This window comes from Pseudomonas lyxosi (assembly GCF_047758685.1).
GTDB lineage: Bacteria > Pseudomonadota > Gammaproteobacteria > Pseudomonadales > Pseudomonadaceae > Aquipseudomonas > Aquipseudomonas lyxosi.
The window spans coordinates 3981681-4004702 of the sequence record NZ_CP180481.1; the positions used below are offsets into that span (position 1 = coordinate 3981681).

21 protein-coding genes and 1 pseudogene are annotated in these 23022 nt (G+C 58.3%); 12 read left to right on the forward strand and 10 right to left on the reverse strand.

Annotation, left to right across the window (positions count from 1 at the left end; genetic code table 11):
• Window positions 1-7: 7 nt before the first annotated feature.
• Window positions 8-1000 (reverse strand): AraC family transcriptional regulator, encoded by a 993-nt coding sequence (locus tag ACMXYI_RS18360; protein WP_415768453.1) that lies wholly within the window; start codon window positions 998-1000, stop codon window positions 8-10.
• A gap of 194 nt (window positions 1001-1194) precedes the next feature.
• On the opposite strand from ACMXYI_RS18360, the gene ACMXYI_RS18365 reads away from it, so the two are divergent.
• Window positions 1195-1464, forward strand: coding sequence for a DUF4242 domain-containing protein (locus ACMXYI_RS18365; protein WP_415768454.1), 270 nt, complete (start codon window positions 1195-1197; stop codon window positions 1462-1464).
• Window positions 1465-1502: 38 nt separating this feature from the next.
• Window positions 1503-2315, forward strand: coding sequence for a class I SAM-dependent methyltransferase (locus ACMXYI_RS18370; protein WP_415768455.1), 813 nt, complete (start codon window positions 1503-1505; stop codon window positions 2313-2315).
• A gap of 137 nt (window positions 2316-2452) precedes the next feature.
• On the opposite strand, the gene ACMXYI_RS18375 is transcribed toward ACMXYI_RS18370, so the two are convergent.
• Together ACMXYI_RS18375 and ACMXYI_RS18380 are read right to left on the reverse strand one after the other, a co-directional pair.
• On the reverse strand, window positions 2453-3379 hold the full coding sequence (locus tag ACMXYI_RS18375) for a universal stress protein (RefSeq protein WP_415768456.1): 927 nt from the start codon (window positions 3377-3379) through the stop codon (window positions 2453-2455).
• Window positions 3380-3533: 154 nt separating this feature from the next.
• Window positions 3534-4508 carry an aliphatic sulfonate ABC transporter substrate-binding protein gene (locus ACMXYI_RS18380; RefSeq protein WP_415768457.1) on the reverse strand — a complete coding sequence of 325 codons (975 nt, stop codon included), beginning with the start codon at window positions 4506-4508 and terminating at the stop codon, window positions 3534-3536.
• 335 nt (window positions 4509-4843) lie between these two features.
• Here ACMXYI_RS18380 and ACMXYI_RS18385 point away from each other — a divergent pair, with 335 nt between their 5' ends.
• Genes ACMXYI_RS18385 through ACMXYI_RS18410 form a run of 6 tightly spaced genes read left to right on the forward strand, consistent with a single transcriptional unit; the run spans window position 4844 to window position 12342 of the window.
• Entirely contained in the window at window positions 4844-5785 is a 942-nt protein-coding gene (locus ACMXYI_RS18385; RefSeq protein ID WP_415768458.1) for an aliphatic sulfonate ABC transporter substrate-binding protein, read from the forward strand.
• Between the two features lie 33 nt (window positions 5786-5818).
• A complete protein-coding gene (locus ACMXYI_RS18390) occupies window positions 5819-7144 on the forward strand; it encodes an LLM class flavin-dependent oxidoreductase (protein WP_415768459.1) in 1326 nt (441 codons plus the stop codon).
• Window positions 7145-7173: 29 nt separating this feature from the next.
• Window positions 7174-8247, forward strand: a complete 1074-nt coding sequence (locus ACMXYI_RS18395; protein ID WP_415768460.1) for an ABC transporter substrate-binding protein — start codon at window positions 7174-7176, stop codon at window positions 8245-8247.
• Window positions 8234-9232, forward strand: a complete 999-nt coding sequence (locus ACMXYI_RS18400; protein ID WP_415768461.1) for an ABC transporter permease — start codon at window positions 8234-8236, stop codon at window positions 9230-9232. Before ACMXYI_RS18395 ends, ACMXYI_RS18400 begins: the two co-directional genes overlap by 14 nt.
• On the forward strand, window positions 9226-10020 hold the full coding sequence (locus tag ACMXYI_RS18405; RefSeq protein WP_415768462.1) for an ABC transporter ATP-binding protein: 795 nt from the start codon (window positions 9226-9228) through the stop codon (window positions 10018-10020). Before ACMXYI_RS18400 ends, ACMXYI_RS18405 begins: the two co-directional genes overlap by 7 nt.
• A gap of 51 nt (window positions 10021-10071) precedes the next feature.
• A complete protein-coding gene (locus ACMXYI_RS18410) occupies window positions 10072-12342 on the forward strand; it encodes a molybdopterin guanine dinucleotide-containing S/N-oxide reductase (protein WP_415768463.1) in 2271 nt (756 codons plus the stop codon).
• 24 nt (window positions 12343-12366) lie between these two features.
• Here the strand turns inward: ACMXYI_RS18410 and ACMXYI_RS18415 are convergent.
• Window positions 12367-13812: pseudogene (locus tag ACMXYI_RS18415) on the reverse strand (methyl-accepting chemotaxis protein); the annotation flags it as partial.
• A gap of 525 nt (window positions 13813-14337) precedes the next feature.
• Here ACMXYI_RS18415 and ACMXYI_RS18420 point away from each other — a divergent pair.
• On the forward strand, window positions 14338-14847 hold the full coding sequence (locus tag ACMXYI_RS18420; protein WP_415768464.1) for a hypothetical protein: 510 nt from the start codon (window positions 14338-14340) through the stop codon (window positions 14845-14847).
• Window positions 14848-14915: 68 nt separating this feature from the next.
• Here the strand turns inward: ACMXYI_RS18420 and ACMXYI_RS18425 are convergent, their stop codons facing one another.
• The 4 genes from ACMXYI_RS18425 to ACMXYI_RS18440 all read right to left on the reverse strand — a co-directional run bounded on the left by ACMXYI_RS18425 (window position 14916) and on the right by ACMXYI_RS18440 (window position 16737).
• On the reverse strand, window positions 14916-15563 hold the full coding sequence (locus ACMXYI_RS18425) for a helix-turn-helix domain-containing protein (protein WP_008156932.1): 648 nt from the start codon (window positions 15561-15563) through the stop codon (window positions 14916-14918).
• Window positions 15560-15721, reverse strand: a complete 162-nt coding sequence (locus tag ACMXYI_RS18430) for a hypothetical protein (protein ID WP_415768465.1) — start codon at window positions 15719-15721, stop codon at window positions 15560-15562. Before ACMXYI_RS18430 ends, ACMXYI_RS18425 begins: the two co-directional genes overlap by 4 nt.
• Before the next feature lie 195 nt (window positions 15722-15916).
• Window positions 15917-16357, reverse strand: coding sequence for a hypothetical protein (locus ACMXYI_RS18435; protein WP_415768466.1), 441 nt, complete (start codon window positions 16355-16357; stop codon window positions 15917-15919).
• A 179-nt stretch (window positions 16358-16536) separates the two neighbouring features.
• Entirely contained in the window at window positions 16537-16737 is a 201-nt protein-coding gene (locus tag ACMXYI_RS18440) for a hypothetical protein (RefSeq protein WP_415768467.1), read from the reverse strand.
• Window positions 16738-16933: 196 nt separating this feature from the next.
• On the opposite strand from ACMXYI_RS18440, the gene ACMXYI_RS18445 reads away from it, so the two are divergent.
• From ACMXYI_RS18445 to ACMXYI_RS18455, 3 genes are all read left to right on the forward strand, one after another.
• Window positions 16934-17164 carry a hypothetical protein gene (locus tag ACMXYI_RS18445; protein WP_415768468.1) on the forward strand — a complete coding sequence of 77 codons (231 nt, stop codon included), beginning with the start codon at window positions 16934-16936 and terminating at the stop codon, window positions 17162-17164.
• 319 nt (window positions 17165-17483) lie between these two features.
• Complete coding sequence (locus ACMXYI_RS18450) at window positions 17484-18638, forward strand: hypothetical protein (RefSeq protein WP_415773919.1); 1155 nt, start codon at window positions 17484-17486, stop codon at window positions 18636-18638.
• Window positions 18639-18712: 74 nt separating this feature from the next.
• Window positions 18713-19831, forward strand: coding sequence for a glycosyltransferase family 61 protein (locus tag ACMXYI_RS18455; RefSeq protein WP_415768469.1), 1119 nt, complete (start codon window positions 18713-18715; stop codon window positions 19829-19831).
• Between the two features lie 32 nt (window positions 19832-19863).
• Here the strand turns inward: ACMXYI_RS18455 and ACMXYI_RS18460 are convergent, their stop codons facing one another.
• Both ACMXYI_RS18460 and ACMXYI_RS18465 read right to left on the reverse strand, forming a co-directional pair.
• A complete protein-coding gene (locus ACMXYI_RS18460) occupies window positions 19864-21081 on the reverse strand; it encodes a DUF3422 domain-containing protein (RefSeq protein WP_415773920.1) in 1218 nt (405 codons plus the stop codon).
• Between the two features lie 153 nt (window positions 21082-21234).
• The gene (locus ACMXYI_RS18465) at window positions 21235-22914 is read right to left on the reverse strand and encodes a thiamine pyrophosphate-binding protein (protein WP_415768470.1); all 1680 of its coding nucleotides are present in this window, start codon (window positions 22912-22914) and stop codon (window positions 21235-21237) included.
• Window positions 22915-23022: the final 108 nt, after the last annotated feature.

The window sequence follows — 23022 nt, forward strand, 5'->3', positions numbered from 1 at the left end:
CTTCAAATCAATGGCTCACAGGCCCCGCGCCGTGGGCCATTGGTTTTTTCTCCTGATTGCGCCGCCACGCCGCCGGTGGCGCTCCATACTCTCGGCGAAACGCCCGACTGAACGCCGTGTCAGTCTGGTAGCCCACCTCTTCGGCAATCCGCATCAACGAACTGTTACTGCTGCGTAACAGGTTGGCCGCCAGCAACATCCGCCATTGCGTCAGGTACTGCATCGGCGAACTCCCCACCAGTTGCTGGAAGCGCTCCGCCAACACCGATCTTGAAGTGCCGGCAGTGCGCGCCAGTTCATCCAGCGTCCAGGCGTGACACGGTTTTTTGTGCAACGCATTGAGGGCGGCGCCGACAATCCGGTCGCCCACACCCGCCAGCCAACCGGTGCGACCTTCGCCCTGTTCGTGCATGTACAGGCGCAGCACCTCGATGAACAACACTTCGGCCAGTTTCGCCAGCACACCTTCGCCGCCGGGGCGGGGCGAGCGCGCTTCGGCCAGCGCATAACGGACCGACGATTCCAGCCAGATACCGGCATTCGAGCCGCGCACATTGACCCGGACCACCGCCGGCAACCCGGTCAGCAACATGCCGGCCAGACGGGTATCGCACGCCAGATAGCCGCACACCAACCGTGTTACCGCGCCGCCACCGCCATAGCTCAATTGCCGTGGACGGCGCGCCAGCACCACGTCCAGCCGCGCACCGGTGGCGGGTGGGAGCCCCGGTTTAGAGCTCATGCGGTGGGCATCTCCCTGGGGGAAAACCACCACATCGCCGGCCGTCAGCAGGAGCGGGGGATCATCACCCAGTTCGACATAACACTCGCCTTCGGTGATCAAGTGGAAGATCACCACGCGTTCGGCGCCGGGCTCCAGAAACGGCGCCGTCGTGTCGGCGCTCGGCGATTGGTAGCACCAGGGGGCAGTGAACCTGGCATTGATGAAAATCGCGCCGACCAGGCGGACGACGCGCAGCGTCTGGGACAGGGCGTCCATGGTGGTTTTCCCGTGTTGGCGGGCAGCTTTGGGTGGTGAGCTTGATTGTGAGCCAGTCGCGGCGGAGCGTGAAATCTCCGGACGATCGGGCAGGGTTGGCCGACGATCGGGCAGGACGCCAGCGTTGCCCGGCGCGATAGTTGACTCACAGGGTCTGCCGACCCTGTCATCAATAACAAGAATGAGAGGTTGCCATGCCTAAGTTCGTTATAGAACGCGAAATTCCGGGTGCTGGAACACTGTCAGAAAGGGATTTGAAAGCCGTCTCGCAAAAGTCGTGCAGGGTCTTGCGCGATCTGCCAGAGGTGCAGTGGCTTCAGAGTTACGTCACCGGTGACAAGCTCTACTGCGTGTACATCGCGCCGAACGCAGAGCTTATCCGGGAACACGCCAGGCTGGGTGGTTTCCCTGCCAACAGCGTTTCCCAGGTCGTGAACATTATCGATCCCACGACGGCGGAATAAGCCGGGCCTGCATTCCAACCCGCAACGGAGCGGAATTCATGAGTACACCCATTGATCTTACTGCCTTGAAAAACCGTCAGATGGCCGCTTGGGCCAGTGGCGACTATGCCGTGATCGGCACCAAGTTGCAGATCGTCGGCGAAGAGCTCGCCGAAGCCTGCGACGTGCTCTGCGATGAACGCGTGCTCGATGTGGCCGCCGGTAACGGCAATGCGACACTCGCTGCCGCGCGCCGTGGATGCCACGTCACCTCCACCGACTATGTGGCCGCGCTGCTGGAGCGCGGCGAGGACCGGGCCAGGGCAGAACACCTGGAAGTCATCTTCCAGGTGGCCGACGCCGAGGCGCTGCCCTTTGAGGACGCCAGCTTCGATGTCGTGCTGTCGACCTTCGGTGTGATGTTTACGCCGGACCAGCCCAAGGCCGCCGCGGAACTGGCGCGGGTCTGTCGTCCCGGAGGGCGGATCGGCCTGGCGAACTGGACGCCCGAAGGGTTTGTCGGCCAGATGTTCAAGACCCTCGGCCGCCACCTGCCGCCACCGCCGGGCGCTCAACCGCCTTCGCAGTGGGGCACCGAAGCCTGGCTGCACTCGCACTTCGACGAGCGCGACTTCCTGGTCCAGGTCACTCGCAAGCACTTCAACTTCCGCTACCGCTCGGCCGCGCACTTCATCGATACGTTCCGCACCTGGTACGGCCCGGTCCACAAGGCGTTCGCGGCGCTGCCTCCCGAGGGTGCCGAGGCTCTGGAAAAGGACCTGACCGAACTGTTGAACCGCTTGAACCGGGCGGGAGACAAGTCGCTGGTGGTGCCGAGTGAATACCTTGAGGTGGTGATTACGCGGCGTTGACCTCATTCACCTGCCTGAAGAGGCCACTGTAGGAGCTGTCGCAGGCTGCGATCTTTTGATCTTCACGGTTTTGCGTCGAACAAAGATCAAGAGATCGCAGCCTGCGGCAGCTTCTACAGGGGCTGCGTGTATCGCAGCTATTCATCCAGCCGCTCGGTGTACACCACCCAAACGCTGCACGGCATTTTGTACAGCAGATGCTCCACCGTACTGCCGATCAGCCGGCCCATGCCGCGATGGCCGATCCGGCCCATGACAATCACGTCAACGTCATAGGCATCGGTATAGCGGGTGAGGACCTTGGCCGGGTTGCCCATGATCATGTGCCGCTGCTCCGGCGCGATGCCGTTGCGCTCGGCCAGGTCGTTGAAGGCATCCTCCTGGTAATCGAATACGGTCTTGGCTTTGCCCGAGGAGAAAAACGCCGACCCGTTGTCGAAGCCGAATTCGTCGGCGCTGATGGATGAAAGGTCATAGGCGTAGACCACATCGAGCTCGGCATTACAGGCGCTCGCCAGTTTCGCCGCCTCGTGAAGGATTCGGTCGTTGAAGGTTTTGTAATGGTCATCGCGATGAAAAGGGTCGACCGCCGCGACGATCTTTCGCGGCAAGGCGTGCACGGCGTGGCTGACGAAATGCAGCGGCACCGGGCATTCGCGCAACAAATGCACATCGAGCGGGGTAAACATCAGCCGCGACAGCAGCGATTCGTGCTCCAGCGCCTTGATCAGCACATCCATCGGCTGCTCTTTGAGGTGAATCAGAATTTCCTCCAAGGGGCGTTCGACCCAGGCCACTTCGGTGGTGACGTGCACACCGATTTTGCGCAAGGGGCGGGCCTGTTCCTCAAGCCATTGGCGGTGGCGCTCGACGTAGCCCACGCGCACCTGTTCCAGGGCCTTTTCGTTGACCAGGCTGGCGGTCGCCAGGCCTTCCAGATAATCGAAGGCGACGATGTGCAGCGCGGCGTCTTCGGCCTTGGCCAGCGCGGCGGCCCTGTCGAAAGCGGGGCTGTGTTCCATCAGCGGTGATGCAACCAGCATGAAGCGGGATTGACCAGACATGACGAACCTCCCGTGGATTAGCCGCCCGACGTGCGGCTCGTGCGACGTACATCCAGTCTCTAAGTATTGACCATGATCAACCTCCCGTCCGTAGCACCGACGCAGACATTCTGCGGGGTGAATGCCCTGTGGCTATAACGCCCTGCGGTTGCCCTCACGGCTTCCAGATATCGACGTCTTTCGCATCGACTGCCTTGGGCAACAAACCCGCGGCAAAAAAAGCATCGGCGATTTTCTGCTGCTCACCCAGTTGATCGCCTTTCACCGGCTGGACCTGGTAGCTGCGATGGGTGTTCGCCGTCTCGACGGTGTCCAGATCAAGGTTGCCCCACAATGGGCTGAGTATTTGCGCCGCGTCACGTGGGTGGGTTTTTACCCAGTCGCCCGTCTTGTGCAGTTGATCGTAAACCAGCTTGAGGACGTCGGGATGCGCCTTGGCGTAGCTCGTACTGGTCAGGTAATAGCGTTTGTAACTGGCCAGGCCGGCACCGTCCGCCAGGGTGCGCGTTGGCAGTTGACGTTGCGCGCTGGTGAGGAAGGGTTCCCAGGTGACCCAGGCGTCGACCTTGTTGTTTTCGAAGGCTGCTCGGCCATCGGCGGGCGACAGGTAGGCTGGCTGGATGTCCGAAAACGCCAGGCCTGCTTTGTTCAGGGCGGCGATCAGCAAATAATGGGAGCCGGCCGCCTTGGTGACCGCGACTTTCTTGCCTTTCAAATCCGACAGTTGCTTGAGGGGCGAGTCCTCGCGCACGACGATCGCCTGGGCGGAAGGCGAGGGCGCTTCCTGCGCAAAGTAGGTCAGTTTGGCCTGCGCGGCCTGAGCAAAAATCGGCACCGTATCCGCCACGTCAGCGCTGATATCGACGTTGCCGACATTCAGCGCTTCCAGCAGTGGCAAACCACTTGAAAACTCATGCCAGCTCACATCGATGTTCTTCTGCGCGAGGGTTTTTTCCAGCGTACCTTGGGTTTTCAACAAGGTGATGAGGGTCGATGACTTCTGGTAACCGATTCGTACCGTTTCCCGGGCCTGGGCCGGGAAGGCGAACGACAAGGCCAGTGCAACGACCAGACCGGCCAGGACCGGACGACGGAAATTCGCTTTAACGTTTTGGGTGGATTTCGACATGGCACGCTCGGCATTCAGCAAAGGGAAGAGCTATCTGCCATGAATCATATGGTTCTAAAAAATATTCGATAAATAATTTTTAGGAATTAGCTTAGGGGTTTCATATATTCGATTAAGGAATAAATAAATCATTATATATTCCTTTTGTTGTTGGCTTGGGTGGTGCAGGATCGAACCCGTTATAACCCTATAATTATTTGATTCTTTCATAATTACTTGTCACTAATATAATCAAAGTTGTTTTCTGGCGCAGCCTCGGAGCCTCGCCGGACGCAACATTGCTGACTCGATTTTTTGTGCAGCCTCTTCGAAACCCACTCATACCAAGGCCTTTCATGAAGTTGAAAAAACTCATCGTCGCCGCCAGTCTGTTGTTCGCCGCAGCGGGGGCTCATGCACAACAAGCCATCGATATCAGCTACCAGCGTTCCTCGACCTTATGGATTCTGCTCAAGCAGAACGGCCAACTCGAAGAGCGTCTGAAACCCTTGGGCTTCACCGTCAACTGGCATGAATTCAGCACCGGCCTGCTCAGCTCGCTGAACGCGGGCAGTGTCGATTTGCATGCCGACGTGGCGGATGCCTTCGCGCTGTTCACCCAGGCTGCCGATGCGCCGCTGACCTATTACGCCCGGGAAAATCCGTCGTCCAGCGCGCAAGCGATCATCGTTCAGCACAAGTCGACGATTCATAGCGTCGCCGATCTGAAGGGCAAGACCGTCGCGGTCTCCAAAGGCTCGGGCAGTAACTTCCTGCTGATTTCGGCGTTGAAAAAAGCCGGCCTGACCCTCGCCGACATCACACCGCGTTACCTGGAAGCACCGGATGGCGGGGCGGCGTTCGCCAACGGCAGTGTCGATGCGTGGGCCATCTGGGACCCGTTCCTGGCGACCCAACAGCGGGAACATCACGTGCGCGTGCTGGCCGATGGCAATGACGGAGTAGCCAACTACAACCGCTTTTACCTGGCGACCACCAAGTTCGCCAACGCACACCCGGAGGTGCTGCAAGTCACCTTCGATACCCTGCGCGAGACCGGGCAGTGGGTCAAAACGCACCCGCAAGAGGCCGCGAAGATTCTCGGGCCCGTGTGGGGCAACATTCCGCCCGCCACGGTGGAGCTGGCGAACACTCGCCGCAGCTACGACATCGTCCCGGTCAAGGTCGATGAACTGGCCGAGCAGCAACGCATCGCCGACACCTATTACGCAGCGAAACTCACGCCCAAGCCGCTGAAGGTGTCCGACATCGCGGTCTGGACTCCGAAGACGAAGTAAGCACGACCACTTCCAGCCCTTTGGAGCATTGCCATGAGTCGTCAAATTCACTTGTCTGCTTTCTTGCTGACCGGGCCGGTCATCCACAGTCACGCGGTGTGGCGCCATCCGGACACCGTTGGCAATTACCTTGAGCCCGAGTACTACGCGCGGGTTGCAAAAGTCGTGGAGGAGGGGTTGTTCGACTTTCTGTTCTTCGCCGATCGCCTCGCGGTCGGTGACCAGATGGGCGGCTCCCGGGATCTGGCCTTGCGTTATGGCGCCCAGGACGCGACACGCCTGGACCCCTTGCCGATCCTGTCTTACCTGATCGGGCAAACCAGCAAGCTGGGCCTGGGCGCAACCCGTTCCACCACGTATTACGAACCGGCGCATATCGCCCGGGAATTTGCCACCCTGGATCACCTGTCCAAGGGCCGTGCCGCATGGAATATCGTCACCTCGATGAACGACAGCGAAGGGCGTCTGTTCGGCAAGGACAAGCACCTGGAGCATGACCTGCGTTACGACCGCGCCGACGAATTCGTCGAAGTGGCATTGAAACTGTGGCGCAGCTGGGGACCGGACGCGCTCAAGCTGGACCGCGAAACCGGGGTGCTGGCCGACCCGTCGAAGATCCACTCGGTGCAACACCAAGGTGAGTGGTTCAAGGTCGAAGGACCGCTGAACATCCCGCGCACGCCACAAGGGCGACCGGTGCTGATCCAGGCCGGTTCGTCCGGTCGTGGTCGGCGTTTCGGGGCGCGTTGGGCCGAGGCGATCTTCACCATTCACCCGCATTTGAGCGCCATGCGCGCCTTCCGTGACGACGTGCGGGCGCAGGTCGTGCAACAAGGGCGCGAGGCCGACAGCTGCAAAGTGCTGACGGCGGTCATGCCGTTCATTGGCGGCACCGAAGCCGAAGCGCGGGCCAAGCGTGATCGGCATAACGCCCTGGCGCGCCCCGAGTTGGGGCTGGTCACGCTGGCCTCACAACTGAATGTCGACCTGTCACCGTTTCCGTTATCCGCGACGCTGGCCGAGATCGCCCAATCGCCGCTGATCCATCCGGCCGCCGCCGAAAAGCTGCTGATGCAAGGCGCCGAAACCACGCTGGAGCAACTGGGGCGGATTTTCGCCAGCAGCGTTCGCGTACCGCAACTGGTGGGCACCGGGGCACAGATTGCCGATCAACTGGCCGAGCTGTTCCTGGGCGAAGGCTGCGACGGCTTTGTGATCTCGCCGGGTTACCTGCCGGGATCGTTCAGCGAATTCGTCGAAAGCGTGATTCCCCATCTGCAACGCAAAGGCTTGTTCCGCCGCGCTTACGAAGGCTCGACCTTGCGTGAGCACCTGGGGCTCGGCGAGCTGAAGGACTGAACTCTTCTACCAACCAAAGGGATATTTGAATGGATGTTTTCGATCGATTGACCCGTCGTCACCTGCTGGGTCTGGCCAGCGTCGCCCTGGCGAGCCCACTGCTGATGTCGTTGCCGCGCTCCAGTCGGGCTGCCGATGAACATGCAGGACACGCTGTCGAAACCGGCGCCGAGCCCACCGGCACGGGCGACTTCATCCGCCTGGACACACCGCGCGCGCTGAAACTGGCGGTCAACCTCAATGCGGTTTGCCTGGCGCCAGTGGTCATCGCCCACGGGCAAGGCTTCTTCAAGAAACACAACCTCGATGTCGAGCTGGTCAACTTTGGTAACTCCACCGAAGTGCTGCTCGAAGCTATCGCCACCGGCAAAGCCGATGCCGGGGTCGGCATGGCGTTGCGCTGGCTCAAGGCGCTGGAGCAGGGCTTCGACGTCAAGCTCACCGCCGGTACTCACGGCGGTTGCCTGCGCTTGCTCAGTGCGGCCAATGGCAACGTGCTCAAACTCGAAGACCTCAAAGGCAAATCCATTGGCGTCACCGACATGGCCAGCCCTGACCGCAATTTCTTTTCGATCCTGCTGAAAAAACACGGCATCGATCCGGTGCGTGATGTGGACTGGCGACTGTACCCGGCCGACCTGTTGGGCACCGCACTGGAGCGCGGCGAAGTTCAGGCGGTCAGCGGCAGTGACCCGTTCATGTACCGCCTTATCAAGTCCGGCAAAGCCCAGGAACTGTCCACCAACCTGGTCGAGGAGTACGCCAACCTCAGCTGCTGCGTCGTCGGCGTCACCGGCAAATTGGTGCGCGAGGAAAAACGCCTGGCGGCGGCCCTGACCCAGGCGATTCTCGAGGCCCACGATTACTCGGTGAAAAATCCTCAGGCTGTGGCCAAGGGTTTCCAGGCCTATGCGCTGAATACCTCCACCGAAGAAGTTGAGGCGATCCTGCACGACCATACCCACGGTCATCATGCCGTTGGCGCGCTACTGACCAAAGAAATCACCACTTACGTCACCGACCTGCAAACCGTGGAAGTCATTCGCCAGAGCACCAACGCCGGCGAGTTTGCCAAGGAGATCACCGCCGATGTCTTCAGCTGAGATTTCGACACTGGCCGCACCGGCGACGCAGCGGGCTTCCAGGGTTTGGCGACAAGGTGCGGTCGCGGTGGCGGCGTGGGTGGCGGTCGCGCTGTTGATCAGCTATTGGCCCAATGCCGCGCGCACTTGGCCGATGACCCAGGGCTTGGCGAATCTGTGCCTGGCCGTGGCGGCATTGGTCGGTCTGTTGGGCATCGTCGGTCACTGGTCGGTAAAGGTCGCCACGCGTATTCGTGCCGCGGGCGCCTGGTTGATCGCGTTGCCGATTCTGCTGGCTATCTGGGAACTGCTCACCGCCAAGCTAGGTTTGCTGCCGGTGCCGTTCTTCGCACCACCACAAGCGTTGCTCGCGGTGTACGTGGAAGACTGGCCGCGTCTGGCGGACAGCTTGCTGCATTCGGCACTGTTGCTGGGGACGGGGGTGGCGCTGGGTGCCGCGACCGGTTTTGTGGCCGGGGTGGCCATCGGTTGGTCGAGCAGCATCGGCTACTGGTTGCACCCGGTGTTGCGCATTCTCGGGCCGGTGCCTTCGACGGCATTGTTGCCACTGTGCTTCTTTCTGTTTCCCACCAGTTGGAGCGCCAGCGTGTTTCTCATCGCATTGGCGACCTGGTTTCCGGTCACAGTGCTGACGTGGTCAGGTGTGGCCAGTGTCGATAAAGCCTATTACGACGTGGCGCGAACTCTGGGCGCCAAGCAGGGCTTTCTGATTTTCAAAGTGGCGATCCCGGCGGCGTTGCCCCATGTGTTCGTCGGTTTGTTCATGGGGTTGGGCGCCTCGTTCTCGACCCTGGTGGTCGCGGAAATGATGGGGGTCAAATCCGGCATCGGCTGGTACTTGCAGTGGGCCCAGGGTTGGGCGGCCTACGCCAATATGTACGCGGCGCTGTTGATCATGGCACTGGCTTGCTCGGGGTTGATCTCCGCGCTGTTCCTGATCCGTGACCGGCTGTTGGCCTGGCAAAAAGGAGCGATGAAATGGTAGCGCAGGCACACACATCAACTGCCCCGGTTTCGGCTGGGCTGGCGTTGCGCATTAACAATCTGAGCCACGGTTTTGCCCTGGACGGTCAGCACTTGCCGGTACTGGAGCGGGTTTCCCTCGACGTGGCACCCGGTGAATTCGTCGCATTGCTCGGGCCTTCGGGCTGCGGCAAGTCCACGCTGTTGCGACTGGTGGCAGGGCTGGAACCGGCCGACGCCGGTACGGTGCTGGCCGATGGTGCACCGATTACCGGCCCGGACCCGAGCCGGGTCGTGGTATTCCAGGACCCGACGCTGTACCCGTGGCGGCGCGTGTGGGACAACGTCGCCCTTGGCCTGGAAGCCCAAGGCCTGCTCAAAACCCATTCCGCCAAGGTCGATGCAGCATTGGAGAAAGTCGGCCTCAGCCCGTTTGCCCGGGCGTATCCGCGGCAGTTATCAGGCGGCATGGCACAACGTGTCGCGTTGGCCCGGGCGCTGGTTAACGAACCGCGCCTGCTGATTCTCGACGAGCCGTTGGGCAAGCTGGATTCGCTGACCCGCATCACCATGCAGAAGGAACTGATCGACTTGTGGCAACGCCAGGGCTACACCGCGCTGCTGGTGACCCATGATGTTGAAGAAGCCTTGCTGTTGGCCAACCGAGTGATCGTGTTCAGTGACCGGCCCGCTGCGATCAAGGCACAACTGACTATCGAGCGACCTTATCCGCGTCATCGCGACGATCCGTATCTGGTGGACTTGCGACGCCAGATCATGGGCTTGCTCGGGCTGGGTGAGAGTTGGTAGCAGGGGGGTTATTCTCAGCCAATAAAGAGGTATCAGGGAGTTCATCGCACCATGAGTTTCACTTCCATGCATTGGGGGGCGTACCGCCCGCAGGTCGTCGACGGAAAACTGCACGCCATGGTCCCGGTGGAGTGGGACCCGGATCCATCGCCCATCGGTGCTTCGGTTCCCGAGGCCATAACTTCGCCGACACGGATCATGCGCCCGGCCGTGCGCCGCAGTTATCTCGCTGAGCCCGGTGCTCACCCCGAGCTGCGCGGTCAGGAACCCTTCGTCGAAGTGTCGTGGGACGTCGCGCTGGACCTGGTCGCCAGGGAGTTGAAACGGGTCAAGGCCGAGCACGGCAATCAGGCTATCTTCGGTGGCAGCTATGGCTGGGGCAGTGCCGGGCGCTTTCATCACGCGCAAAGTCAGTTGCACCGCTTCCTCAATCTGTTCGGCGGCTATGTGTTCAGCATGGACAGTTACAGCCTTGGCGCCGGACGGGTGTTGATGCCGCACATCGTCGGCAATATGGATTGGCTGCTGGCAGCGCACACCTCATGGAAAAACCTGGCGCAGCATTGCGAGCTGTTCGTCGCCTTCGGTGGCCTGCCGGCAAAAAATGCCCAGACCAGCCCCGGCGGCGCCAGCGAGCATCTGTTGTCCCGCGCACTGGAAGCGATGTCCGAGGCCGGCGTGCAATTCGTCAACGTCAGTCCCTTGCGCGACGATCTGACCGGGCCGAATAACAATCAATGGCTGCCGGTTCGCCCCGGCAGTGACACCGCGCTGATGATGGCGTTGTCTTACGTGCTGGTCAGCGAAGGTTTGCACAACCAGGCCTTCGTTCAGCGCTACACCGTCGGCTACGAGAAATTTCGCGAGTACCTGCTCGGCCATGTCGACGGCCAGCCCAAAGACCCATTGTGGGCGCAGGCACTGACGGACATTCCAGCGCAGCAAATCACCGAACTGGCGCGACGCATGGCCAGCCAACGCACGATGATCAACATTGCCTATTCCCTGCAACGCTCGGTACACGGCGAACAACCGTTCTGGATGACCGTGACGCTGGCCGCGCTGCTCGGGCAGATCGGCCTGTCGGGGGGAGGCTTCGGCCTGGGTTATGGCTGCATGAACAATACCGGCAGCGGTCGCAAAGCGTTTTCCGGGCCGCGCTTTTCCCAAGGGATCAACCCGGTCAAGGATTTCATTCCGGTGGCGCGGGTGACCGACATGCTCCTCAATCCGGGCGCGCCGTTCGACTACAACGGCAAGCAACTGCATTACCCGGACATACGCCTGGTCTATTGGGCAGGCGGCAACATCTTCCATCACCACCAGGACCTCAACCGTTTACTGGACGCCTGGAAGCGTCCCGAAACCATTGTTGTTCATGAGCAGTTCTGGACGGCCCAGGCCAAGTACTCGGACATCGTGTTGCCAGCGACAACGGCCCTGGAGCGCAACGACATTGGCAGCTCCGCATCGGACCGCTTCATGATTGCCATGCAACAGGCGATCGAGCCGGTGGGTGAAGCCCGGGACGATTATTCGATCTTCGCGCAGGTCTCCGAGCGCCTGGGTTTCGGCCAGACCTTCACCGAAGGACGCGACGCCGAGGCCTGGCTGCGTTTTACCTATGACGAGTCCCGGGGCAGGGCGCAGGATCATGGGATTGAGCTGCCGGACTACGACACCTTCTGGCGAGACGGATTGTTCGAAATCGCTTATCCCGACACCGATACCGTCTTGCTCAAATCCTTCCGTGACGACCCGGATGCGAACCCGCTGCCGACGCCTTCGGGACGGATCGAAATCTTTTCCGAATGCATCGCCGGTTTTGGTTACGCCGATTGTCCTGGTCATCCGGTATGGCTGGATAAACCGGTGACGCAGTTCCCGCTGCAGTTGCTATCGAATCAACCGAAAACCCGCCTGCACAGTCAATACGATCACGGTGCCTACAGCCGATCTTCGAAGATCCAGCAGCGTGAACCGCTGACCCTCAACACCGAGGATGCGCGCGTTCGAGGCCTTGTCGAGGGTGACGTGGTCAAGGTGTTCAACGAGCGTGGCGCCTTTCTGGCCGGAGTGATCGTCTCGGACAGGATTCGCCCCGGTGTGGTGCAAATCGCCACCGGGGCCTGGTTCGATCCATGGGTGCATGGCGAGCGAAGCAGCCTGGAAAAACATGGCAACCCGAACATGATCACGGCCGATGTCGGGGCTTCAAGTCTGTCCCAGGGCTGCTCGGCGCAAACCGCTTCGGTAGAGATCGTGAAGTGGGATCAAGCGTTGCCGCCCATTACGGCGTTTGAGCCACCGTTGATGGTTTGATGAGACTTTGCTTCCCAGGATCATTTAGAAACTGAACCGCTGCAGAATAACGCCCAGTCCGTCGGACATCGCCTTGAGTTCCTGGGTGGTTCGCACGATTCCGTTTTGGGCTGTGGCGTTCTCTTCCACACTTTGCGCCACTCTTTCGACGTTGCAGGCGACCTGTTCACTGGCGGCACGCTGTTCCTGCAACGACAACGAAATGAAGCTGACGGCCGCAAGGGATTCGTCCAGTGCACCCTTGATCCTGCTCATTGAATCGCCAGCGCTTTCGACCAGCTTCTGGCCATGGGTCACGCGCTCACAACCGGCGGCCATGCTGTCTTTGGCTTTGACCATGCCGTTTTTGATGGCATTGACCAAGGCAACGATTTCCGTGGTGGATTGCGCTGTGCGGGCGGCCAGGCTGCGCACTTCATCGGCGACCACGGCAAAACCACGACCTTACTCGCCCGCGCGTGCCGCTTCGATGGCGGCATTGAGGGCCAGGAGGTTGGTCTGTTCGGCGATGCCCCGAATCACCCCGACAATCAGGCTGATGTCGTTCGACTGGATCGCCAGTTGATCGATGTCCGATGAACTTTGTGCAACCAGGTCGGCAATCTGCCCCATTTCCTTGATGGACGCTTGCATCACCGCCAGGCCTTCGCCGGTGATTTCGCCCGCCTTCTGCGCAGTGCTCTGGGCCTGTCGAGCATTGTCGGCGATGTGAGTGATGCTCACGGAAAGCTCTTCCCCCGTGGCCGCCATGGAGGAGGCGGTCTCGCTTTGCAGTGCAGCGCTGCTCAATCCCTGTTCGGAGGACGCAGACAATTGCAGCGTGGCACCCTCGATCTGCTCGGAGGCCTGGCTGATCTTGCCAATCATGTCGCTCAGACTGTGGCGCATTGCCTGGACAGAGTGCAGAACGCCAGTCGACGGCTGTTGCGGATCACGCTGCGTAGCGGCCAGTTTCCCGTCGGCGATGTTCGAACTGATGGCGGCAAGTTCTGCAGGTTCAGCGCCGAGTTGGCGGCCCAACAGTCTGGTGAAAAAGAACGTATAGGCGGCGCCCGCGATCAGCGCCAATACCAGAATCAGCAGGCTGGTTCTGAGGTTGGAGGTGTAGGCGATCTGGTTCTGTTCGAACTGGTTCTTGGCTTCCACCAGTTGAACCTCGATCAACTCGGAAAATTTGTCTGACAAGGGGTCAATCAGCGGATACAACTGCTCGGTCGCGAACCGTGCCAGACCCGCGTCGTCGTTCTGGCGCAGCAGGCCCAGCAAGTTTTGCAATGGCCCGCGGGTGGCTTCCATCAACGGGTTGATTTGCGCGATCAGGCGCGTTTCTGCCGGAATCAGTTGCGTCGCTTTATAGGTTTGCCATGTCTGGTCGATTTCCTTCTGGGCCTGCTCGATTCGGCTCAGTGACTCAGCTTTGGTGAAGTTGCCATTGCGCGCCTTGTGGGTGGCGTCGACGATGTTCACGGCATCCATAGTCCGGTATTCCTAGATCATTTCATTCAGGAGAGCGATCGAGAGGTCAGAGTCTGTGGCTTCAGTGCGCAACGAAGGCACATTGGTATCATTTTCTGTATGGACGAAAAAAACCGCTGCGTTACCGGTGTGTATTTACGAATTTGCGACGTTCGATCGTTGCCAGGATCGCAGCGTGCGCCAGGCTGCCATTTTTTGGGGAGTTGGGTGACGAGTCACTGACATTGAGTCGCTGAACTAAAAAAACCGCACCCTGTTTAGATCGATTATTTCTTTCGGTTATTTATATAGCTGTTGTTCGCATATCCATAACCCACAAAGCCGCGTCATGGCTGTGCAGGTATTCGTGATGACAGCGGCTTGTTCGTTGTAGCAGCCATTGTTGCCCTGAAGGCCACACTAGGGTGGTTCCAACATCTATTTTTGCTGTTCGGTCATCATCTTGCCGGCTCTGCGTCAGTCCTTAGAATCGGCTCCATCAGCTTCGTCCAACTATTCGATGATTCAGGGAGCAACACCATGATGAACGCCATGCAGATGCAAATGCCGATGAACACCTCCATGCCAATGATGCCGATGATGGGCATGCCGATGATGATGGCGACCATGTCGTGCGAAATGATGGACGACGGCATGATGTGCAAGATGATGCCGGCGGCTGGCATGGACATGGCCATGTTCAAGAACAGCGCTGAAATGATGCAGATGATGATGAACTGCGGCATGCCGATGATGATGCATTGCGGCAACATGAGCATGATGTGCATGTCCCAGGCGAGCATGGCCATGCCGATGATGAGCACCATGATGCCAATGCCGATGATGGGCATGCCGATGCCATCGATGAAGTGCGTGATGGAATGCACGCTGATGGCTGACTGCATGATGTGCAAAATCATGCCGATGGCGGGCATGAACATGGACATGATGAAAAACTGCTGCACCCTGATGATGAAAATGATGAACGACTGCAGCATGCCGATGATGATGAGCTGCAATGGCATGCCGCTGATGTGCTGCACCTGCTGATCGTCTGAGCAGGCATCAAAACGCCCGGCTAATGCAGATTAGCCGTGCTCCTACAGTTTCGGTGTCGTTCAGTCCAGGCGTTCCGGGTACGTCACCACCAGATAGGCCACCGCCTCGCTGTCGGCCGGGTTGCGGTAGCGGTGGGGCTGGTCGGCATAGAACAGGATCGAATCGCCGGTGGAGAGCAGGTAGCGTTCGTCGTTGACGCTGATTTCCAGCACGCCCTGAGACACCACCAGGTTTTCCTGTACGCCGGGGCCATGGCCCTCGGAGACGTCTTCGCCTAGCGGGCTCAGGCGCAGTTCGTAAAACTCCGATTGGCGCGCTACGTCGAACGGGAACAGCGCGCGGCTGACAAAGGCGCCGCTGGCACTGACCAGGCGTTTGCTCTGGCTGGCCGACAGCACCGCCACCCCTTCGAAGGCCCGATGCTCAAGAAACGCGGCCACCGACACCTTCAAGCCCTTGGCGATTTTGCACAGCACCTTGATCGACGGCACGCTGCGTCCGGATTCGATCTGCGCCAGCATGGCCCGGCTGACACCGCACTGTCTGGCGAGGGCGTCGAGGGACAGGTGACGCTTGCCCCGCAGACGTTGCAGGTTCTGTGCGACGCGTTCGCAGATCGGGTCTTCTTCCAGTGGTTCCAGGTTATTCAAATCCAGCACGGGTTCGTCGGCGCTCGCCAGAAAGCGCGAGGGTTGCTGCGCGTTCATGCGTGACGCGTCTCGGTGGCTTTAGCGGCTTGCACCCACTGAAAAGCCTGTAAACCTGCATTGAGTGCATACATTTCCCACATGGCCCGCGCCCGTTGCTGAGCCTGTTTGCGTTTGCGGTAGCTGGCGAAGTCGATGAGGTTGTCAGTCGGATTCATGGGGCACTTCACTGTGGTGATGAATGACGGGATGAAGTGAGAGTACGCGGATATTTTTATAACGATAAATACTGATTTTGTATTTATTAATTCTTTTTGGTTCTTATTAAGACAGCGCATCAACTCGAGTGAGTGGCGGATGGGTGCAAGTGTTGGTCTTTGGCCGCAGGGTGGGGCGTAGGGCACTGTTGAACACTAACTGCACATGACGCTAACGGCCTTCGCGGCGCGTTGCAGTTCTTGTTTAACGTCGACCGGTATCCGCTGTTTCACGAGTCGTTGTTCGAGGAATGTCTGATCGCCTCGGGTATCAACCTGAGCGTCAATAGCCGCATCCTCTGCTTCTATGGTGGCCGCGTGAGCCTCTATGACCGAGTCGACTTCAGCGTCGCTCTTGGCGGCGTCGAGCGCACCAATGAGTGTCGCCACTTCGTCTTCTTCAGCCTTGCCATAGGCTTCTACAGACAGTCCGGCAGCCAACGCCCGCGCCCGGATTTCCACGCCTTTCAACGTCTGCTTGGCCTGTCCGCACAGCATGTCGTGTTTTTGGCTTTCGACGATTTTCCATTGGAAAAATCCATAGGTCATCGTGCCGATAATCGCAACGGTGATACCACCGACCAGGATCAATTTCATGGCTACAGTCGTGAGTCCGGGGGTTGAGAGTTCGGTGGCCATCGCTTCGTTCTCTATCAGGAAATGAAAGCGTAGCACCGGAACCGATCCAGCCCAGTCCAAAGTCAATGCAAATGCATTGACGAAGGAGAGGAGCGGCGTGTCTTCAAGATTATAGCCTCACAGCCCTCGGCATCCTGCTAGTTACCGTCCGCCACTTTGCGTTCTATCTCCGCTATTTTCCGACTGAGCTCCTCAGCTTCCTGCTCCTTGGTTCGAGTTGAAGAGGGCGTAACGGTTTCATCCACATCTTTGGCGTCCGTGTCCCTGTCCTCAAGATCTCTTTCGGCGTTTGACGTTGCGTCCGGTTCGACGTCGTTGACACTGTTATCGCTGTTCATATCACTGACCTCCATTGACCTGAACATTGGATTCGATGCCATGGCTTGAGTTCGAGATTTTTTGTCGGCGTCGATCAGCTTGGGCAACTAAACGTACCGGCGGTCAGACTGCCTGAATTTTCACTGGTGACGGTACTCCACCGTCCAAGGAGCAGCTGCTCCTTAATAGCGGTGTAATCCGCCGGGGGAACATGTAATGCCATCGGTCGAAGATTTCAGAATCCAGTCTCACGCTTTCCTGATCGAGCTGGACGCTGCAACGATGGGCATGATGACGCTGGTCTCTTCCAAATGTGTTTCAGGACCAGAATGGGAAGAGGCGACCAAACGGCATCACGATGCTTACGAGATTTGGAATGCCTTCCTTAATGTCTCTGCTTCACGCGCTGACGTCGTCACTCCGTTAAATACTTCGGGCGCTGACTAAGGACGATTTGGGGGGCATTCCACGTCAGTTAACAGGGTGCTTCCATTCCTCGACGGCCGGGACCGGGGGGGCGATCGAGAACGCCATACTGACGGCGCTTCTACTGGGTCTGGAAGAAAAATTGGCGTCATGAAATAGACGGCGGGCGCCACCCTCATGTCGCTTGCAAAGTCGCTACCTTGATCTTTACTAGTCACTGAACGTGAGAGCGTTCCTCATTAAATATGTCTTTTATATCAAGGTTTAAGCACGCCTCTTGAAGTTCCGCCTTGATCTTTTTCTGATCTACCCAAAAGAAAGCTCAAAGGATGACGAAGAAATGAAAGAGAACTTGGCGGCAGTTATCCGCAAACTCATATCTCCGTCAATGCGGTATGAGATAAGAAACGCTTTGAACTGGTTGCGAGACATCCTTGGACGTGCGTGTTTCTGGCGCTGGGAAATTGCCAGGTTCAGAGTGCAGAACGAAAGTCCTTACGAAATCCTTTATATCGGAAGGAAAAAGAAGCGGGAGATGGCCAAGCTTCTCATAAGGGGAAAGACTCAAGGTGATTCCCCTATGGTCGACAGTGAACCGGAACCTGGCGCGTCGAGTCATGTGGTAGTGGTCAGTGAAATGCCGACCTCGGGGGCCTTGTATGTGCCCTTGTATCTGAGCGCCGTCGTACCGCTGGGGCGATCCATCGAGGAGATCACCACAAAATACGATAGCGAATTGCGTCGAAATATACGCAAGAACCGACCACGCTACCGAATGGTCCAGACGCTGTTGGATGAAGACATTGAAAAGGCAGACAGGGAAATGCTTCGACCTTATGCCACGGCAAGGCAAGGTATCCATGCTGCGCAATTTGCCACGCAGGAGGTTTTCAGGATCGCCAAGACTGTCGGCCGGCTCGACCTGATCATGCTGGAGGACGAGGTTGTTGCATGTCACCTTGGCTGCGTAATAACCCGGGGCGGAAAGCGTTACTGGAGCACGCTGCGTTTTGGATATACCGAGGCGATTTTTTCAGATGCCAAAAGACTGCGTGAAGTGAACTCGATTACCACCTTCATGGCACTTGAATGGGCGATAGACAATGGCTTCGATTATTACGACATCGGTCTTTGCCTGGCACGGCCAGACGACGGACTTCTGAAATGGAAAAGAAGGCGCGGCGGTGATATTGATTCCCTGGGGAACCACGCTTATATGTTTGTCCGGCTGCCCAAGACAGGTACAGCCAAATTCCTCTGGGACACGCCGCTATTCGCTGTCGAAGGAAAGGAATTGACCCTTCATCTTGGCTTGCCGGACGGGCCAAGCGATGAGGAGGTCGCCAGCCGTTATCATGAAATGGTATTTGGCGGGCTGCACAAGATTTATCTTTATTGCGCCAAGAGTTCTGGCGAACAGTTTCTCGAAACCTTGCGTAGTCGCTACGCCAGTTTGCAGACCCCACCCATTATGAAAAGGATTGCATCCAGCTGAGCAATTTCCACGACTGAAATAAATAGTGCGCTTCGCGTCTGGCTATTGACCCTGTCCCGCAGGGAGGACTCTTCATGGAAAGCGATGTCTCGCAAATAAGCACTTCGACCACTGGCAATCGGAAAAAATGGACCCTTGCCGCCTACAGGTATATGGCAAGAAAAAGACTCGCACGTAAGGCGGAGATCAGCTTGAAAAGCCTGGCGGTGAAAACCTGGGATGTTGCTCCGGGTGGGATATCGCATTCTCCGCCGGCTTTCTTCCTGCCCAATCAAATGGACCGTGTGACAGGATGGGAGGCGAAGCGCTTTTATCCTTTCGAGCATCCCGCTCGCACAATGGAAGGGCTGGGCGACGTAGTGCAAGGCCCGACACGTGGCTACCTGATCAAGGATGTCTGGCTGATCGATGGCGCGCTCTACAAGGACAATGCAAGTTTCTGGTTGTCTCTCAAGCCTGGTATGTTTCCGCGAATTCTCGTGGAAAACGAGATCGAGCGCGGTGCCGCCTACTGCACGCAAAATGGAAATACATGGTTTGGTACATGGTTGATGGAAAACTGCCCGACCTATTCATTGGCATGCGATGAAGGCGTCCCGATAACCACCGCGCCATCCGCCAGGTTTCCTCTATTTACCCAGGCCCCCGCCTATGAGGACTGGTTTGATATGAAGCCGCTTCGCTTGAGCAGTGCGTTTTTTCGTGAACTCGTGCTGTTCGACGATGTGAGCAACAATCAAAGCAGGCATTTACGTTTCCGTGCCATGGGAGAAAAGCTACTGTCGCACGTGAGCTATGAGTCTCACCCTGGTGTGTTCATTCTCCGGGGTGGCGACGGTGACTTGCGCTTTTTGCGCAATGAAATGGAGCTCGCTGAACATCTGCGCAAGACCAGGGGTTTTCGCATAATCAATCCTTTGAAAACCGATGTCCCGACCATAGTGGCGACGTGTGCCGGGGCGCGAACCGTGATGGGGGTCGAAGGGAGCCAGCTTGTACATGGTGTCAATGTACTGCCGCAGGGTGGTTCGTTGCTGGTACTGCAGCCACCGAATCGTTTCGTCAGCTACTTCAAGTACCTGACGGATCGCGACAATCAGAATTTTGGCTTTGTGGTCGGAACGCCAGAGGGCGATGGCTTCAAAATCGACATTCAAGAGGTTGAGCGCACACTGGACCTGCTCCCATCCTGATGGGTGATGGCGCCTCCCTGCGATTCACCGTATCAGTGTTCTTTGACTTTCTTGATGCGGAAAATAATCAGCGCAAGGATCGCGATCGCGAGGGGCGTCATGGCCAGCATGGCGTCCCGTGGGGCCACCTCGGCGCCGAGCAGGTGCAACCCTGAGTAGCCGAGCTTGAGCAGGTTCAGCAGGTAGTAAGTAATGGCGATAATCGACAGACCTTCGACGGCACGCTGGATCTTGATCTGGGCGTCGGCGCGGGCGTTCAGGCTTTTGAGAATTTCCGAGTTCTGTTCTTCCATTTCCACCTGAACCCGGGCTTGCAACAGGTCGCCCAGGTTGGCCACGCTTTTGGCCAGGTGCTCCAGGCGTTGTTCGGTGGCGGTGCAGTACCTGACGGTGGGCTTGAAACGGCGTTCGATGAACACCCCGAGGCGTTGGCAATCGCCTACGTGACTTTCCCGCAATTCGCCCAGGCGTTCGTACACGAGTTGGGCATAGGCCTGAGTGGCACTGAAGCGGTGGCGGGTTTTCGCGGTACTGCTGACCACTTGGGCTGACAGGTTGGAGATGTCCGCCAGCAGGGCTTTTGCGTTGCCGCTGTCAGCGTCGGCGTTACGCTCGGAGAGGGTGACCAAGGTCTTGTCAAAGACATCGAGTTGCGCGCTCAAGGTCTTGGCCGTGGTCAACGACAGCGAGGCCATCATGCGGTAGGTCTCGATTTCGAGCAGACGGCGGATCATCCGACCTTGGCGGTAAGCGTTGAGGCGCCGGTTGACGAACAGGATGTGGTTGTTGCCGTCCTCGCTGAGACGAAAATCGCTCCAGACCACCGCATCGCCACCACCCACGCAGGAACCGCACGGGTCCTTGAAGCCGTAGCCAGCGAGGTCCAGGCCGGCTTCGCCACGCACTACGATCTGCACCGAGTTGATCAGCTGCGGCAAATGCGCTTCGACCTTTTGCGCCAGCACCTCGGGCAGCGATGTCCAGGACAGGTCATCGCAGGATGAAGTGACCACCAGGGTCAGGGTGAAGAACTCGGCGTGGCGTTCCCATTTCAGGGCGTGGCCATCGAGTTGGGTGATGCCCTGGGCGGCATGAGGATCGATCGGGGTAGGGCAGCAGTGCTCCAGCAGCGCATTGCACTCCGGTTCCCCGCCAAGGAAAGCCAGATGAAACACATGGGCCGGTTCGTCGAAGTACAGTGACGGACGCGCGTGCAGTTCGTTGTGCAGGGTTTGTCTTTGCGGATGCATGCTGTTCAGGCCATTGATCGACTGCTGTTGTAGGTGGGACAGGTCGATGAACTCACGAGTCACAAGCAGCAATCCATGGTTTTGCGCGGAACAATCAAAAAAAGGCGCCTTCTACAACGTGAATTCGGCGCCCAAAACTGAAGCAATTGCCGCTCACTTTTTGCTTGATTGCTCTCTGATCTGAGTCAGGCTGAGTCGAGGGGTCAATGCTTCAGGGTCGACTCTGACCTCAATCAAGGATGGTCGGGACATTTCGAGGCAGCGTTCAAACGCTGGCGCAAATTCCGACGTGGCGGTGACCACCTCGCCATGCAGTCCATAGGCCTGGGCGAGTGCGGCGAAATCCGGGTTGCGCAATTCAGTGCCTGACACGCGTCCAGGGTAATTGCGTTCCTGGTGCATTCTGATGGTTCCGTACATTCCGTTGTTGATCACAACGAAAATCACATTGGCGCCATATTGCGCTGCAGTCGCTATCTCCTGGCCGTTCATCAAGAAGCAACCATCTCCTGAAAACGAAACCACCACTCGGTCCGGGCACGTCAGTTTGGCGGCCACAGCGGCAGGAACGCCGTAGCCCATGGAGCCATTGGTCGGGCCTAGCTGGGTGCGGAATTGGCGGAACTGATAGAAGCGTTGAAGCCAGACGGCATAGTTTCCGGCGCCATTGGTCAGGATCGCCTCGTCCGGAAGTCTGCGATTCAACCACTCAATGATTTCCGCCATTTGCACATCGCCAGGGGAGGGCGAGTGTTGCAGATTTTCGCGGTAGTTTTTGTTCAGGGTGCGCGTCCATTCACTCTCTATTTGGCTGGTCGCCGCCGGAAGTTTTGCGGCTGATTTGGCAAAGGTCGACATACTGCTGTTGATCGCTAACGCAGGTTGGTAAACCCGTCCCAACTCCTCGATGCCTTGGTGAACATGGATCAAGGTTTGCTTCGGTACCGGGATGTCCAAGGCAGCATATCCGCCCGTTGAAACCTCACCCATTCTGGAGCCCACGACCAACAGCAGGTCGGCGTTTTTTACCGCTGAGGACAGCTGCGCTGACGCGGCGAAACCAAGATCACCGACATAATTTGGGTGTCGATTGTCGAACAGGTCCTGGCAGCGAAAAGAGGCGGCAACCGGGATATTTTGCTGTTCAGCAAAAAGCCGGATGTCGTGCACTGACTCGGTGTCCCAACCGCTGCCACCCAGCACCATCAATGGCCGCTCTGATTGCTCAAGCAGTTGCTGCATGGCGGCCATTTGCTCGGCTGCCGGCGTCATCAATACACGTTTGAACGGCCCGGCATCACTGACTTCCGCCATTTCGGTCAGCATGTCTTCCGGCAGCGTGACCACGACAGGCCCAGGCCTGCCATTGACCGCTCGGTGGAACGCCTGGCTGATCAGTTCGGGAATTCTGCGGGTGTCGTCTATTTGCACGACCCATTTCGCCAAGGGGCCAAACATCTGGCGAAAATCAACTTCCTGAAAGGCTTCGCGATACTGCTGATCGCGAGCGACCTGGCCAATGAACAGAATCATCGGCGATGAATCCTGGAACGCAGTGTGAACGCCAACCGAGGCGTTCGTTGCACCCGGGCCTCGGGTCACGAAGCAGATGCCTGGCTCTCCAGTGAGCTTGCCGTAGGCTTCTGCCATATAGGCCGCCCCCCCTTCCTGGCGGCACACCACCAGATCGATTTCATCTTGCACGTCATGCAATGCATCGAGCACCGCGAGGTAGCTTTCTCCCGGAACACAAAAAGCTCTTTTGACGCCATGGATGCGTAAGGCATCCACCAATATCTGACCTCCGCTACGACGAGAAATGGTTTTATTCATTGTTATCTCCTGAGTCGAATGGTGCGGTGTGAAAGGGTGAATCGGGCTCTTTCTGACAGGTACTGACTCGATCAATTGGAAGAACAACGGCTAATGTCTGCGCCACGA